The following is a 14,336-nucleotide window of genomic DNA, read 5'->3' on the forward strand; positions in this document are numbered from 1 at the left end:
GGGCTCTCTCCCACCCACCCGCCCGAACTTGACCGGCTGACCACCAGCCCGGCACCTTCAGCCCGTCCCGTTGTGCCTTCAGCCCACCTCGGCGAAGATTTCAGCCCGTCCGGCGTTTGAGGACGAGGCGCGGAGCGCCGATCAGGGGGTCCGGGGCGGAGCCCCGGGTTCGGGAAGGGGTGGGGTTGGGGAGCCCCCGGCAGGGCTACACCCACCCCGCGAACTCCAGCAGCAGCTCCGCGTCCTGCCCCCGCCCCACGCGCAGTGCCCGCACACCGGACTCGACAGCCCGGAACAACGTCCACCCCCGCAACCGCTCGGCGTCGACGTCCAACGACTCGGCAAGCCGCTTCACCCGCCGCCGCGTCACCGCCGCCCCCGACGGCGACGCGATCAGATCCTCCACCCGGTCCCGCACAAGGCGGGCCAGATCGAACGCGGCCTCCCCGACGACCGGGTCGGGCCCCACGGCCAGCCACGGCACCCGCTCGGCCGCCAGCACCTTGCTCTGCCGGAACGTCCCGTGCAGCAGCAGCCCGCCCCCCTCCGAGGGCACGGAGCCGAGCAGCTCTTCGCGCGCGGCGAGAGCGGCGTCCACGAGCGACCGGGCGTCCGGATCGGGGCACGCGGCCATCGCCTCGGCCTGCCGCCCCGTCCGTTCGGCGACGGTCTCGAACCGGTGTCCGGCGGGCGGCGCCACCCACAGCCGCCGCAAGGTCCCGGCCGCCTCCAGCATGGACTTGGCCTCGGGCAGGGACCGCACGGACACGTCCCGCTGCAACCGTTCGACGAGCAGCGCCCCGTCGGCGGCGTCGAGGAGCCGCGCGGCCCCCGTCCCGCCCCAGTGGGCGAGCGCCGCCCGCTCACTGTCGGGCCGCGACCGGGGCGGCACCAGCTTGAGCACGGCGGGCGTGCCCTCGCGCGTCCGGACGAGTACGACGAGGCTGCTGCGGCCACCGGGCACCTGCACCCGCTCCACGGTCAGCCCGTGCCGTGCGACGGCCTCCTCGGTCAGTTCGGGCAGGCGGTGCAGCCAGTCGTCGGTGGCGGCGTCGCGCGTCGCCTCGCCGAGCGCACGGACGAGGCGCGGCGGCGGTTCGAAAGCCATGCGCGAGATGTTCCCTTCCCGGTCGCCCGAAGGCGTTCGTGTTCCGACTGCCCGAGGGCGGACGTACGTGGCGGCGCACCCGCGCCAAGGCCGAGCCCACGCCGACGGCGTGCTCACACCGAAGGCCCGCTCACGCCAACAGCGCACCCGCGCCCCAGCCTCACTCACCCCGACAGCGCCCGCACGCCCGAGCCGCACTCACTCCGGCGGCGAACTCACCCCCGTCCCAAGCGCCCTCACGCCCCCGGTGACGCTCCCGCGGCGCCGTCTGCCGACGCTCGGGAGCGCTCCGCGAGCCCAGGGAAGGCTACGCTCCCGCCGCGCCAGCGCGCCGCCCGCACCGCCGCCTCCCGCAGGGACTCGGCCGCGGCGGCGCGGCGGGCGCCCTCGGTCGCGCGGACCAGATCGGAGTAGACCGCGGCGACCCGCTCCTCCAGCTCGGCCGCCAGGCGGACGGCCGCCGCCGAGTCGGGCACCGGGAACGGCATGGCGTACGCCGCGGCGGAGGGCTCGGGCTCGCCGCCGAGGCCGCGTACCGTCCGCCGGAGCTCGTCCCGGCGCGCGCGGTGCGCGTCGTACGCCGTGCGCGCGTCCGCCCGCCGCTCGTCGCCGATCCGGCCGCCCACGACGCCGTAGCCGTACACGGCCGCGTGCTCGGCCCGCAGGGCCGCCTGCAGGGCCTTCAGTTCGGGTTCTCTGTCCGCTTTCCCGTCCGTTCCACCGTCCGTTCTTCCTTCTGTTCTCCCGTCCGCTCTCGTGTCTGTGTCACCGTCCGCGTTCACGCGGATCTCTCGGCTCACTTGTCGTCCTCCGTCAGCAGATACGCGTGCGCGGCGCCCGCCGCCGCGACCGACGCGAGCAGTCGGGCCAGTTCGGCGGGGGCGTCCAGGAGCTGCTTGCCGCGCCGCCGGGACAGTTCCCGCTCCGCCCCGGCCAGGAACCGCAGGGCGTCCCGCTCGCCGTCCGGGACGGACACCGGGGTGGGGGAGGGGGCCTTGGCGGACTTGGCGGACTTGGCGGGCGTGGGCTCGGGGTCGGCGTCGAACGCCTTCTCGTGCCGCGCCACCTCCGCCCGCAGCGGCCGCAGCAGCCCCGCCAGGCGAGCGTGCGCCGCGAGCACGGCGTCGTACCGCCGCAGCAGTTCGGCACTGTCCCGCGCCGCACGCGCGCGCAGCCGGTCGTCGGCGGACGAGCGGCCGTCGCCGGAGGAGTCGCCGGAGCCGGAGCACCCGGCGAGCAGCGTGGTGCCGGCCGCGGCGGCGGCCCCGGTCAGCAGGCTCCTTCGGCGCGGGCCCGGACGGGTCCACGAAGGGGTGAGATACGACGGCACGGCAGACGTCCTCGGAAAGGTTGGCCGCTAGGGCAGGGAGGGCGGGGGCGAGGGGTGGTGCGGGGCGTGTGCGGGAGTGCGGGGGAGGGCGGAGCCCTCGGGTGACGGGAGGTCCGGGCGCGGGCCCGGTGATCACCGTACCTGCGCCCTGTCCTCGTACGCGCGATCGGCTCGTACCGGGGCGTGCGGAGCCCCGGCGGTGGACGGCAACACCCTCCGCGACCGGATACCCTTTGACCTGACACGCGACGATCCCACAACAGCACACGCGGCCGAGGAGTCACCCGGATGAGCACCACCCAGAGCGAGAGGCTGCGAGAACTGCTGGAACCGCTCGTCAGCTCGAAGGACCTGGATCTCGAAGAGATCGAAGTGGCCTCGGTCGGACGCAAGCGGGTGCTGCGGGTCGTCGTCGACTCCGACGACGGCGTGGATCTGGACCGCATCGCCGAGCTGAGCCGCGAGTTCTCCGCGAAGCTCGACGAGTCGGACGCGATGGGCGACGGCGAGTACACGCTCGAGGTCGGCTCCCCGGGCGCCGAGCGCCCCCTGAAGGAACGGCGCCACTACGTACGCGCCATCGGACGCCTCGCGAAGTTCCAGCTCACCGAGGGCGGCGAGCTGACCGCGCGGATCCTGAAGGTCGACGACGAGGGTGTGGACCTCGAAGTGCCCGGAGTGAAGGGCCGCAAGCCCACCGCCCGCAGGCTCGCCTTCGCGGAGATCGCCAAGGCGCGCGTCGAGGTGGAGTTCAGCCGCAAGAACGACGACGAGAAGAACGTGAAGGAAGAGGAGGAGGCGTAGCCGTGGACATCGACATGAGTGCCCTGCGAGGTCTGGTGCGGGAGAAGGAGATCTCCTTCGACCTGCTGGTCGAGGCGATCGAGTCGGCCCTCCTCATCGCCTACCACCGCACCGAGGGAAGCCGCCGCCACGCGCGCGTGAAGCTCGACCGCGAGAGCGGTCACGTGACGGTCTGGGCGAAGGAGGACCCCGAAGACCTCGAGGAGGGCCAGGAGCCCCGCGAGTTCGACGACACCCCGTCCGACTTCGGCCGCATCGCCGCCACCACCGCCAAGCAGGTCATCCTGCAGCGGCTGCGCGACGCGGAGGACGACGCCACCCTCGGCGAGTACGCGGGCCGCGAGGGCGACATCGTCACCGGTGTCGTCCAGCAGGGCCGCGACCCGAAGAACGTGCTGGTCGACATCGGCAAGCTGGAGGCCATCCTGCCCGTGCAGGAGCAGGTGCCGGGCGAGGAGTACCCGCACGGCATGCGCCTGCGCAGCTATGTGGTGCGGGTCGCCAAGGGCGTGCGCGGCCCGTCCGTGACGCTCTCGCGCACCCACCCGAACCTGGTCAAGAAGCTGTTCGCGCTGGAGGTCCCGGAGATCGCCGACGGGTCCGTGGAGATCGCCGCCATCGCGCGCGAGGCCGGGCACCGCACCAAGATCGCGGTCCGTTCGACCCGCTCGGGCCTGAACGCCAAGGGCGCCTGCATCGGCCCGATGGGCAGCCGGGTGCGCAACGTGATGGCCGAGCTCAACGGCGAGAAGATCGACATCGTGGACTGGTCGGACGACCCGGGCGACATGGTGGCCCACGCGCTGTCCCCGGCCCGCGTCAGCAAGGTCGAGATCGTCGACCTGGCAGGACGCTCCGCCCGCGTGACGGTGCCGGACTACCAGCTCTCGCTGGCGATCGGCAAGGAGGGGCAGAACGCCCGCCTCGCCGCCCGCCTCACCGGCTGGCGCATCGACATCCGGCCGGACACCGAGCTGCCCGAGCACGCGGCGCGGGACTCCGAGGGCTGATCACCCCGGGCCCCCGGGTTTCCCGAACTGATCAAGACAACATCCGTTCGATTTTTACCCCAAAGGGGTGAGGTCGGTGCGGGGAGGTAGACTTAAGCGTGTCTGGCCGGACGCATGCCCGAGCATGCCCTGAGCGCACCTGTGTGGGGTGCCGGGAGCGAGCGGCCAAGAGTGAGCTGCTGCGCATCGTGGCGATCGAGGGCATCTGCGCCCCCGACCCAAGCGGTACGCTGCCCGGCCGGGGTGCGTATGTACACCCCGCCCTGGTCTGTCTCGACCTGGCGCTCCGCCGCCGGGCGTTCCCACGGGCCCTTCGGGTCCAGGGACCGCTCGACACCGCGGAACTGCGCCGGAATGTCGAGGCTGCCGAGACCGTTGCCCAGCAGGCAACACCGTAGGAAGTGCCGCACGGAACCCCATGCGGCCCTGGTACCCCGCGAGTTGGAAGTAGGTCGAGATTGCGATGAGCACTCGATGAGCACGCGATGAGTACGCCCATGAAGTAGCGACGGTCCGGCGTAACCCGGACCTAAAAGGAGCGAAGTGGCTAAGGTCCGGGTATACGAGCTCGCCAAGGAGTTCGGCGTGGAGAGCAAGGTCGTCATGGCCAAGCTCCAAGAACTCGGTGAATTCGTACGTTCGGCGTCCTCGACGATCGAGGCGCCCGTAGTACGCAAACTGACTGACGCATTGCAGCAGGGCGGCGGCAACGGCAAGTCCGCCGCCAAGCCCGGGGCGCCCCGCAAGGCGGCCGCCCCCAAGCCGGCGACCCCGTCGGCCCCCTCTCCCGCGCAGGCCGCCAAGCCGGCCGCGCCCAAGCCGCCGGCGCCCAAGCCGGCCGCTGCCGACAAGCCCGCCGCGGCGCCCGCTCCGGGCCCCCGCCCGGGTCCGGTCGCGCCCAAGCCCGTGACGCCGAAGCCCGCTCCGGCGGCTCCGGCTCCGGCCGCGCCCGAGTTCACCGCGCCCCCGGCCGCTCCGGCGGCGCAGGCTCCGGCAGCGTCCTCGGGGTCCACGGGATCCTCGGCGCCCGCGGGCCCGCGTCCCGGCGCCCGCCCCGGCGCCCCGAAGCCCGGAGGCCGTCCGGCCCCCGGCCAGGGTCAGGGTCAGGGCCAGCGCGGCGGCGACCGCGGCGACCGTCAGGGTGCCCCGCGCCCCGGCGGCCAGGGTGGCGCCCCGCGTCCGGGCGGCCGTCCGGCAGGACCGCGCCCGGGCAACAACCCCTTCACCTCTGGTGGCTCCACCGGCATGGCGCGCCCGCAGGCGCCCGTCCGGGCGGCGCCCCGCGCCCCGGCGGCCAGGGTGCCCCCGGCGGCCCGCGCCCGCAGGGCCAGGGCCAGGGCGGCGGCCAGGGTGGTCCCCGTCCGCAGGGTCAGGGCGGCGCTCGTCCGTCCCCGGCCGGAATGCCGCGCCCGCAGGCGCCGCGTCCGGGCGGTGCCCCCGGCGGTAACCGTCCGAACCCGGGCATGATGCCGCAGCGTCCCGCCGCGGGCCCGCGTCCCGGTGGTGGCCCCGGCGGTGGCCGTGGCCCCGGTGGCGGCGGTCGTCCCGGTGGCGGTGGCGGCGGTGGCCGTCCCGGCTTCGCCGGTCGTCCCGGTGGTCCCGGTGGCGGCGGCGGTGGCTTCGCCGGTCGTCCGGGTGGTCCCGGTGGCGGCGGCGGTGCCGGTCGTCCCGGTGGTGGCGGCGGCTTCGGCGGTCGTCCCGGCTTCGGTGGCCGTCCCGGTGGTCCGGGTGGCCGCGGTGGCACGCAGGGCGCCTTCGGCCGTCCCGGCGGTCCCGCGCGTCGCGGTCGCAAGTCGAAGCGGCAGAGGCGCCAGGAGTACGAGGCCATGCAGGCCCCGTCGGTCGGCGGCGTGATGCTGCCGCGCGGCAACGGCGAGACCGTTCGCCTGTCGCGTGGTGCCTCCCTCACCGACTTCGCCGAGAAGATCAACGCCAACCCGGCGTCGCTCGTCGCGGTGATGATGAACCTCGGCGAGATGGTCACGGCCACGCAGTCCGTCTCCGACGAGACGCTGCAGCTCCTCGGCGACGAGATGAACTACACCGTTCAGATCGTCAGCCCCGAGGAGGAGGACCGCGAGCTGCTCGAGTCGTTCTCCATCGAGTTCGGCGAGGACGAGGGCGGCGAAGAGGCGCTCATGTCCCGTCCGCCGGTCGTGACCGTCATGGGTCACGTCGACCACGGAAAGACCCGACTGCTCGACGCCATCCGCAAGACGAACGTCATCGCGGGCGAGGCCGGCGGCATCACGCAGCACATCGGTGCGTACCAGGTCGCCACCGAGGTCAACGGCGAGGACCGCGCGATCACCTTCATCGACACCCCCGGTCACGAGGCGTTCACCGCCATGCGTGCCCGTGGTGCGAAGTCGACCGACATCGCGATCCTCGTGGTGGCGGCCAACGACGGTGTGATGCCCCAGACGATCGAGGCGCTGAACCACGCCAAGGCGGCCGACGTGCCGATCGTGGTCGCGGTCAACAAGATCGACGTCGAGGGCGCGGACCCGACCAAGGTGCGCGGTCAGCTGACCGAGTTCGGCCTGGTGGCCGAGGAGTACGGCGGCGACACGATGTTCGTCGACATCTCCGCCAAGCAGGGCCTCAACATCGACTCCCTGCTCGAGGCCGTCGTCCTCACCGCCGACGCCTCGCTCGACCTGCGGGCCAACCCGGAGCAGGACGCGCAGGGCATCGCGATCGAGGCGCACCTGGACAAGGGCCGCGGCGCCGTCGCGACCGTCCTGGTCCAGCGCGGCACGCTGCGCGTCGGTGACACGATGGTCGCCGGCGACGCGTACGGCCGAGTCCGCGCGATGCTCGACGACAAGGGCGAGACCGTGGAAGAGGCGGGTCCCTCGACCCCGGTCCTCGTCCTCGGCCTCACCAACGTCCCGGGCGCGGGCGACAACTTCCTGGTCGTCGACGAGGACCGTACGGCCCGTCAGATCGCCGAGAAGCGCGCCGCCCGCGAGCGCAACGCCGCGTTCGCCAAGCGCGTCCGCCGTGTCTCGCTCGAGGACCTGGACAAGGTGCTCAAGGCCGGCGAGATCCAGCAGCTCAACCTCATCATCAAGGGTGACGCTTCTGGTTCCGTCGAGGCCCTGGAGTCCTCCCTGCTCCAGCTGGACGTCGGCGAGGAGGTCGACATCCGCGTGCTGCACCGCGGCGTGGGTGCGGTCACCGAGTCGGACATCGACCTGGCCATGGGCTCCGACGCCATCGTCATCGGCTTCAACGTCCGCGCGGCAGGCCGTGCCGCGCAGATGGCGGAGCGCGAGGGCGTCGACGTCCGCTACTACTCGGTGATCTACCAGGCCATCGAGGAGATCGAGGCGGCCCTCAAGGGCATGCTCAAGCCGGAGTACGAAGAGGTCGAGCTCGGCACGGCGGAGATCCGCGAGGTCTTCCGCTCGTCCAAGCTGGGCAACATCGCGGGTGTTCTCATCCGCTCCGGCGAGGTCAAGCGCAACACCAAGGCCCGGCTCCTGCGCGATGGCAAGGTCATCGCCGAGAGCCTCAACATCGAGGGCCTGCGTCGCTTCAAGGACGACGTCACCGAGATCCGCGAAGGGTTCGAGGGCGGTATCAACCTCGGCAACTTCAACGACATCAAGGTGGACGACGTCATCGCGACGTACGAGATGCGGGAGAAGCCGCGGGCTTAGCGTTTGCGGACGGGGGTTGCCCGGGGTGTTCCCCTGGGCAGCCCCCGCTTCTTATGGGGGCTGCGCCCCCTTTCCCCCGCTATCGGCGCTTCGCGCCTCGTCCTCAATCGCCGGACGGGCTGGAAGATCCAGCCCCTCCGGCGATTGAGGAGCGGGGTCTGGGGCGGAGCCCCAGGTACGGGACGGGTAGGGGCGGCGGGGGCGAATATCCGTCGAGCCGACCCGGCCCCGCGTTGTACGGTTCTGGTGACCCTGCCAACCGTGCGCAGGGCGCGATCCCGCACCGGCGGGTTATCCGGGACACACATGTATGTGGGGACTCTGTCCTTCGACCTGCTCCTCGGCGACGTACATTCGCTGAAGGAGAAGCGCTCCCTCGTCCGCCCGATCGTGGCGGAACTCCAGCGGAAGTACGCGGTGAGCGTGGCGGAGGTCGGCCACCAGGAACTGCACCGCAGGAGCGAGATCGGCCTCGCGCTGGTCTCCGGGGACGCGGGGCACATCACGGACGTACTGGACCGGTGCGAACGGCTCGTCGCCGCCCGGCCCGAAGTGGAGCTGCTGTCCGTACGGCGGCGCTTCCACGGTGACGACGACGCTTGAACGACCTGAACGACCAGCGACGAGCACAGCACAGAAGGAGACGGAGCAGTGGCCGACAACGCGCGGGCGAAGAGGCTGGCGGACCTCATCCGAGAGGTGGTGGCCCAGAAGCTGCAGCGCGGGATCAAGGACCCGCGGCTCGGCTCGCATGTCACCATCACGGACACCCGGGTCACGGGTGACCTGCGGGAGGCGACCGTCTTCTACACGGTCTACGGGGACGACGAGGAGCGCGCGGCCGCGGCCGCGGGCCTGGAGAGCGCCAAGGGCGTGCTCCGCTCCGAGGTCGGCCGGGCGGCGGGCGTGAAGTTCACGCCGACGCTCACCTTCGTGGCGGACGCCCTCCCGGACAACGCCCGGGCCATCGAGGACCTCCTCGACCGGGCGCGCGCCTCGGACGAGAAGGTCCGTGAGGCCTCCGCGGGCGCCGAGTTCGCGGGCGGCGCCGACCCGTACCGCAAGCCGGAGACCGAGGAAGACGCCGCCGAAGCCGCCGACAAGGACGGCGACGCCTCGTAATGACCAAGCGCAGCACCACGCCGGACGGACTTGTCATCGTCGACAAGCCGTCCGGCTTCACTTCGCACGACGTGGTCGCCAAGATGCGGGGCATCGCCAAGACCCGCCGCGTCGGGCACGCGGGCACGCTCGACCCGATGGCGACGGGCGTCCTCGTGCTCGGCGTCGAGCGGGCCACGAAGCTGCTCGGCCACCTGGCGCTCACCGAGAAGGAGTATCTCGGCACGATCCGCCTCGGCCAGGCCACCGTCACGGACGACGCGGAGGGCGAGATCACCTCGTCCGCGGACGCCTCCGGCGTCAAGCGCGACGCCGTCGACGCGGGCATCGCCAAGCTGTCAGGCGCCATCATGCAGGTCCCGTCGAAGGTCAGCGCCATCAAGATCGACGGCAAGCGGTCCTACGCGCGCGCCCGGCAGGGCGAGGACTTCGAGATCCCGGCCCGGCCCGTCACGGTCTCCTCCTTCCAGGTGTACGACATCCGGGACGCGGTCGCCGAGGACGGCACCCCCGTCCTGGACCTGGTCGTGTCCGTCGTCTGCTCCTCCGGTACGTACATCCGCGCCCTCGCCCGTGACCTCGGCGCCGACCTGGGCGTCGGCGGCCACCTCACGGCGCTGCGCCGCACCCGCGTCGGGCCGTACAAGCTGGACTCGGCGAAGACCCTCGACCAGCTCCAGGAGGAGCTGACGGTGATGCCGGTCGCCGACGCGGCCACCGCGGCGTTCCCCCGCTGGGACGTCGACGAGAAGCGGGCGCGGCTGCTCGCCAACGGCGTGCGGATCGACATGCCGGACGAGTACACGGGCGCCGGGCCCGTCGCCGTCTTCGGGCCCGAGGACCGCTTCCTGGTGCTCGCGGAGGAGTCGAAGGGCAAGGCGAAGAGCCTCGCCGTCTTCTCCTGACTCGCAGTCAGTTCGCTGGCGCGGCGCGGGAGTTGCGGCGCGGGAGTTGTGCCCGTCCGACGGTCCGTGCGGCGTGGGACCTGTTGTGGAGCGGCGGACGGTGGTCCGCCGCTCCACAGTCCCCCCTCCAGAAGGTGTATCCATCCCCACCCGCCGATTCACCCCTACGGGCAGGCGCTCGGAGTGAACCGAGGGAGCGGAAGGGGGCGCGTTCGGCTCGCGTTCTGTCCGGCTGATCATCGCCGACCTACGGTCGAAGGTACGGGGTGCGGCTGGGAGGTTCGAGCATGGCGGGACGGGGCCCGCGAGCCCGGGGCGGCGCGGAGCGGGACCGGGGCCGGAGCGACCGGAGCGACCGGAGCGACCGGAGCGACCGGAGTGAATGGGCGGTGGGCCGGGACGCGTGGCGCGAGCCCGAGCGGTCCCTGGTGCGGATCTGCGACCTGGCCGGGCGGCCGCGCGGCCACGGCTTCGCCGCCGACGACCACGGCACCGTCGTCACCAGCCACGAGGCGGTCGACGGCCTCGCCCGGATAGTGCTGCACGCGCCCGGCGACCGCACCTGCGTCGTGACCGCCGAGGCCGTCACCGCGCTCCCCGAGACCGACCTCGCCCTCGTCCGCACCGACGGCCTCGACCTGCGCCCGCTGCCCGTCACCGCGCGCGACGGCGTGGAGGTCGGCTCGTACGTCCGCATCGCCACCGGTGGCTGGCGCCAGGCCCGGGTCCTCGACTCGGCCGCCGTCACCTACACCGCCACGGACCGCTTCCACCTCCTCGACGCCGCCATGGAGCTGGCCATCGGCACCGACGGGGCGGACGCGCTGCGGCTCGGCGGCGGCGCCGCGGGCGGGCCCGTCGTCGACGCCGCGTCCGGCGCCGTCCTCGCCGTCCTCGCCACCGCGCTGCAGGCCCCGCACCGCGCCGCCGGGTTCGCCGTACCGCTGCGTGCCGCCGCCGCAGCCGACCCCGGCGGGCCGCTCGCCGACCTGCTCGCCCGCAACGCGGCGACCGTGCCCGGCTTCGGCCGCGACCTGAACCTCGCGGGCGCGCTGCACCTCACGGCCACCTCGCTCGGTTCCGACGGGCCGCGCGCACTCGACCCCGAACCGGTCGAACGCCCCGGCCCCTGCCGGGAGTTCACCCGCTTCACCGCCGGACCCGCGCGCGTGCTCGGCCTCGTCGGCGACCCCGGCACCGGCCGCACCACCGAGCTCGCCGCCCTCGCCCGCCGCCGCGCCCGGGGCGCCGAACCCGCCCCCACCCTGTGGCTGCGCGGCGCCGACCTCCGCGACGAGGACACCTCCGTGGCCGACGCGGCGGCCCGCGCCCTGGAGCGGGCCGGGCGCATCCTCGCCGCGTCCGACGCGACGGTCGGCGGCGACGAGGGGCTCGGCGACATCTCCCCGGGGCGGGTCGCCCGCCTCGCCCGGGACGCCGGACGGCCGCTGCTGCTCCTGCTCGACGGGCCCGAGGAGATGCCGCCCGTGCTCGCCCACCGGCTCGCCGGGTGGAGCGCGGGGACGGCCGGATGGCTGCGGGACACCGGGGCGCGGCTCGTCGTGGCCTGCCGCGCCGAGTACTGGGAGCAGGCCGGGGCCCACTTCCCGCCCGAGCTGCTGCACCTCCCGGACGGCGCCGCGGCGGCCGATCGCGCCCGGGCCGCGCTGCCCGGCTGCGTACGCCTCGGCGAGCTGCCGGAGCCGCAGGCGCGGTCGGCCCGCGAGCGGTACGGCATCGCGGACGGCGCGCTCGCCGACGCCGACGCCGGGCACCCCCTGACGCTGCGGCTCCTGTCCGAGGTCACGGCGGCGCTGCCGGACGCCGCGCCCGCCGGGCGGCCCTGCCGCGAGGAGGTGTTCGCCGCCCACCTCGATCTCCTCTGCCTGCGGGTCGCCGTGCGCCTCGCCGCCGACAGCGGGCTGCGCGGCACGGCCGTACGGCGCCTCGCGGCGAAGGTGTCCGGGCAGGTCCACGAGGCCGCCCGGCGCTGCCTCGGCCCCGGCCAGGGGCAGCTCGACCGTCCCGCCTTCGAGCGGGTCTTCCCCTGGGGCGTGCTGCCCGGCAAGGGTGCCGACACCTGCACGGGCTGGGCCTCGGCGGTCCTCACCGAAGGTCTCCTCGTCCCCGCGGGCCCCGGCTACCGCTTCGCCCACGAGGAGCTGGGCGACTGGCTCCAGGGCCTCCACCTCGACGTCGACGCGGCCCTGACCTCCCTGACCCTGCGCCACGCCCACCCCCACACCCCGCCCCCACCCCGCTCCCTGCCGGTCCCCCGCCACCGCGCGGGCCCGGTCCTCCAGGCCCTCCTCGGCCTCGAACACCAACGGGGCCCCGAGGAACTGGCCGCGAGGCTGGGGGCGTTGGTGGGGGCGCTTGAGGTGTTCGGGGGGATGGAGGGGATGGAGGGGGTGGAGGGGATGGCGGGGGCTCTGGGGGGTGGTCGGGGTGTTGAGGTTCCGGGGGAGACCGCGCTTGACGGCGGGTTCGGCGCTTTGGGGGAGGCCACGACTGATGGCGGGTTCGGCGCTTCGGGGGAGGGTGGGACTGATGGCGGGTTCGGCGCTTCGGGGGAGGGTGGGACAAAGGTCTGTGAGGGCGTTGCCGGGGTGGGTGGGGCCGGCGTGTGTGAGGTCGAGGGGGCTGGTGGTCCTGAGGTCGGCGGGGAGGGGACGGTGTGCGGTGGGTGTGGTCGGCCTGGGTGCGCTGCCGTCCCACAGTCACGGGTGGGCGGGTGGGACAGCTGCCGCGGAGCGGCGGCGTGGGGCGGTGGCCCCGGTGCCGGGGCAGTGGGGAGCGGGGCGGGCACGGAGGGGGCGCCCGGGGCGGAATCCGGCGTGCCCGAGGCAGGGGACGACGTGGGGAACGCGCGGTGGTGGGCGCGACACCTCGTGCGGGAGACACTGCTCCGCGTCGCCGACGCGACCCCGTACACCACCGTGCTCCAACGCCTCGCCGCCCAACGGCAGTTCGGCCCCGACTTCTGGCTGGCCCTGCCCCTCTCGGAGGCGGCCAGGTTCGCGCTGCTGCGGGCCGTCGTGGTGCACGACGGCCCGCCAGGAACCGGCCGCCGCTGCCTGGACGCCGTCGCGGAGCGCCTCGCCGCCGACCCCGCCGCCGTACAGCAGCACCTGACCCGCTGGTTCGCCGACGAGCGCCCGCTGCGCGCCGCCCCCGAGGCGACCGTCGCCTCCGCCGCCCAGGCCCTCCTCCACACGCACCGCCACCGCGCCGTCGACGACCTCACCGAGGCCCTCGTGGACTGCGCCCACCCGCGCGCGGAGGAACTCCTCGGCGCCCTCGCCGAGGACGAGCCGTCCGCGCTCTGCCGCGCCGTCGACCGCTGGGCCCACGACGCCCGCCCCGCCCGCCGCGTCGCCGCCGCCACCCACGCCCCGCGCGCCGCCCGGCACACCACCGGCGAGGCCGACCGCCGCCTGCTGCGGTACGCGGCCCAGACGCTCCTGGACCGCCCCGGCGACGAGGCCCTGCACGGCGCCGCCCTCGGCCTCCTCGTCCGCGACCCGCACACCCGCGCCCACCACCTCCCGTACGCCCTGCGCCGCTTCGCCGCCGGCGACCCGGGCCTGCCCGCGAGCGCCCTCGCCACCGCCATGGGCACCCACCCGGAGCCGGTGCTCGCCGCCCTCCGGGACCGGCTGCGCGCCCGCGACACCGGCACCGCCGAGGTCCTGCGGGGCCTGCCCGACGTCCCTACGCCCGCCCTCGCCCGGCGCGTGGCGGACCTCGTGCGCGAGCGCGTCGAGCAGTGCCCGCGCGCCGCGGCGGACGCGGCCGCCCACGTGGACCTGCGCCTCGAACAGGGGCCGCGTGCGCGAGCCGAGCTGTTCCCGCTGGTCGTCGCCCTGCTGAAGGGTCGCGGCGTGGACGTGCGCGTGGCCCTGGCCCCCGTCCTCGCCGCCCCCGGCACACCCGTCTCGCGACCCCTGCGCGCCGAACTGCTCGACCTGCTGCTCGCCGCCGAGCGGGAGCCCGTCGTCTTCGAGGCCGTGCTGCGCGCCGTCGGCGGCCGGGGCGGCGGCGCCGAGCGCGACCGCGACCTCGTCCGCCGCACCGCCCTGCTCGCCGTCCGCACCCCGGAGGGCGCCACCGCCTTCGACCGCGCCCTGGTCGACGTGGCCCGGCGTGTCCCCGGCTTCGCCGCGCGCCTCCTTGGCTGGCTCACCGGCGCCCCGCAGGACTGGGCCGCGCTGGTCGGGCCGAGCGCCCGGCGCACCATCGAGCAGCTGACCGGCGAGGTGCCCGTGTCGGCGTGAGTTCCGCCACCCCGGCCGATGCGGGCGACAAACTGTCGGCATGGCAGTCTTAGACCTGCGCAATCGGCAAGGGAACGTACAGACGTACGGGCGTACGGATACATACACGGGT

The 14,336-nt window shown here is 74.4% G+C and carries 10 protein-coding genes and 1 pseudogene; 8 read left to right on the top strand and 3 right to left on the bottom strand.

Annotated features, from left to right (window positions below; all coding sequences use genetic code 11):
* Positions 1–205: 205 nt before the first annotated feature.
* The 3 genes from AB6L24_RS34045 to AB6L24_RS34055 all read right to left on the bottom strand — a co-directional run bounded on the left by AB6L24_RS34045 (position 206) and on the right by AB6L24_RS34055 (position 2,438).
* The gene (locus AB6L24_RS34045) at positions 206–1,108 is read right to left on the bottom strand and encodes an aminoglycoside phosphotransferase family protein (protein WP_405661826.1); all 903 of its coding nucleotides are present in this window, start codon (positions 1,106–1,108) and stop codon (positions 206–208) included.
* Between the two features lie 236 nt (positions 1,109–1,344).
* Positions 1,345–1,794 carry a ferritin-like domain-containing protein gene (locus AB6L24_RS34050; RefSeq protein WP_405663523.1) on the bottom strand — a complete coding sequence of 150 codons (450 nt, stop codon included), beginning with the start codon at positions 1,792–1,794 and terminating at the stop codon, positions 1,345–1,347.
* A 110-nt stretch (positions 1,795–1,904) separates the two neighbouring features.
* On the bottom strand, positions 1,905–2,438 hold the full coding sequence (locus AB6L24_RS34055; RefSeq protein ID WP_405661829.1) for a hypothetical protein: 534 nt from the start codon (positions 2,436–2,438) through the stop codon (positions 1,905–1,907).
* Between the two features lie 288 nt (positions 2,439–2,726).
* Between AB6L24_RS34055 and rimP the strand changes: the two genes are divergently transcribed.
* The 8 genes and pseudogenes from rimP (at position 2,727) to AB6L24_RS34095 (ending at position 14,224) form a co-directional block, all read left to right on the top strand.
* Positions 2,727–3,242 (top strand): ribosome maturation factor RimP, encoded by a 516-nt coding sequence (gene rimP / locus AB6L24_RS34060; RefSeq protein WP_380846929.1) that lies wholly within the window; start codon positions 2,727–2,729, stop codon positions 3,240–3,242.
* 2 nt (positions 3,243–3,244) lie between these two features.
* Positions 3,245–4,252: a transcription termination factor NusA gene (gene nusA, locus AB6L24_RS34065; protein ID WP_030362045.1), complete on the top strand. Its 1,008-nt coding sequence runs from the start codon at positions 3,245–3,247 to the stop codon at positions 4,250–4,252.
* A gap of 98 nt (positions 4,253–4,350) precedes the next feature.
* Positions 4,351–4,650 (top strand): YlxR family protein, encoded by a 300-nt coding sequence (locus AB6L24_RS34070; RefSeq protein ID WP_078619180.1) that lies wholly within the window; start codon positions 4,351–4,353, stop codon positions 4,648–4,650.
* 145 nt (positions 4,651–4,795) lie between these two features.
* Positions 4,796–7,920 (top strand): annotated as a pseudogene (infB, locus tag AB6L24_RS34075) (translation initiation factor IF-2).
* A gap of 306 nt (positions 7,921–8,226) precedes the next feature.
* A complete protein-coding gene (locus AB6L24_RS34080) occupies positions 8,227–8,523 on the top strand; it encodes a DUF503 domain-containing protein (protein WP_289945147.1) in 297 nt (98 codons plus the stop codon).
* Positions 8,524–8,571: 48 nt separating this feature from the next.
* On the top strand, positions 8,572–9,042 hold the full coding sequence (rbfA, locus tag AB6L24_RS34085; protein WP_405661833.1) for a 30S ribosome-binding factor RbfA: 471 nt from the start codon (positions 8,572–8,574) through the stop codon (positions 9,040–9,042).
* Positions 9,042–9,947, top strand: a complete 906-nt coding sequence (gene truB / locus AB6L24_RS34090; RefSeq protein ID WP_405661835.1) for a tRNA pseudouridine(55) synthase TruB — start codon at positions 9,042–9,044, stop codon at positions 9,945–9,947. Before rbfA ends, truB begins: the two co-directional genes overlap by 1 nt.
* Positions 9,948–10,234: 287 nt before the next feature.
* Positions 10,235–14,224 carry a serine protease gene (locus AB6L24_RS34095; RefSeq protein WP_405661837.1) on the top strand — a complete coding sequence of 1,330 codons (3,990 nt, stop codon included), beginning with the start codon at positions 10,235–10,237 and terminating at the stop codon, positions 14,222–14,224.
* Positions 14,225–14,336 lie beyond the last annotated feature (112 nt).

It is taken from the genome of Streptomyces sp. RK9 (genome assembly GCF_045070545.1).
GTDB lineage: Bacteria > Actinomycetota > Actinomycetes > Streptomycetales > Streptomycetaceae > Streptomyces > Streptomyces alboflavus.

What these genes read in the sequence shown, in the direction of transcription:
- AB6L24_RS34045 (WP_405661826.1), bottom strand. Translation starts at nt 1,108, where the DNA reads ATGGCTTTCGAACCGCCGCCGCGCCTCGTCCGTGCGCTCGGCGAGGCG.
- rimP (WP_380846929.1), top strand. Translation starts at nt 2,727, where the DNA reads ATGAGCACCACCCAGAGCGAGAGGCTGCGAGAACTGCTGGAACCGCTC.
- AB6L24_RS34080 (WP_289945147.1), top strand. Translation starts at nt 8,227, where the DNA reads ATGTATGTGGGGACTCTGTCCTTCGACCTGCTCCTCGGCGACGTACAT.
- truB (WP_405661835.1), top strand. Translation starts at nt 9,042, where the DNA reads ATGACCAAGCGCAGCACCACGCCGGACGGACTTGTCATCGTCGACAAG.
- AB6L24_RS34095 (WP_405661837.1), top strand. Translation starts at nt 10,235, where the DNA reads ATGGCGGGACGGGGCCCGCGAGCCCGGGGCGGCGCGGAGCGGGACCGG.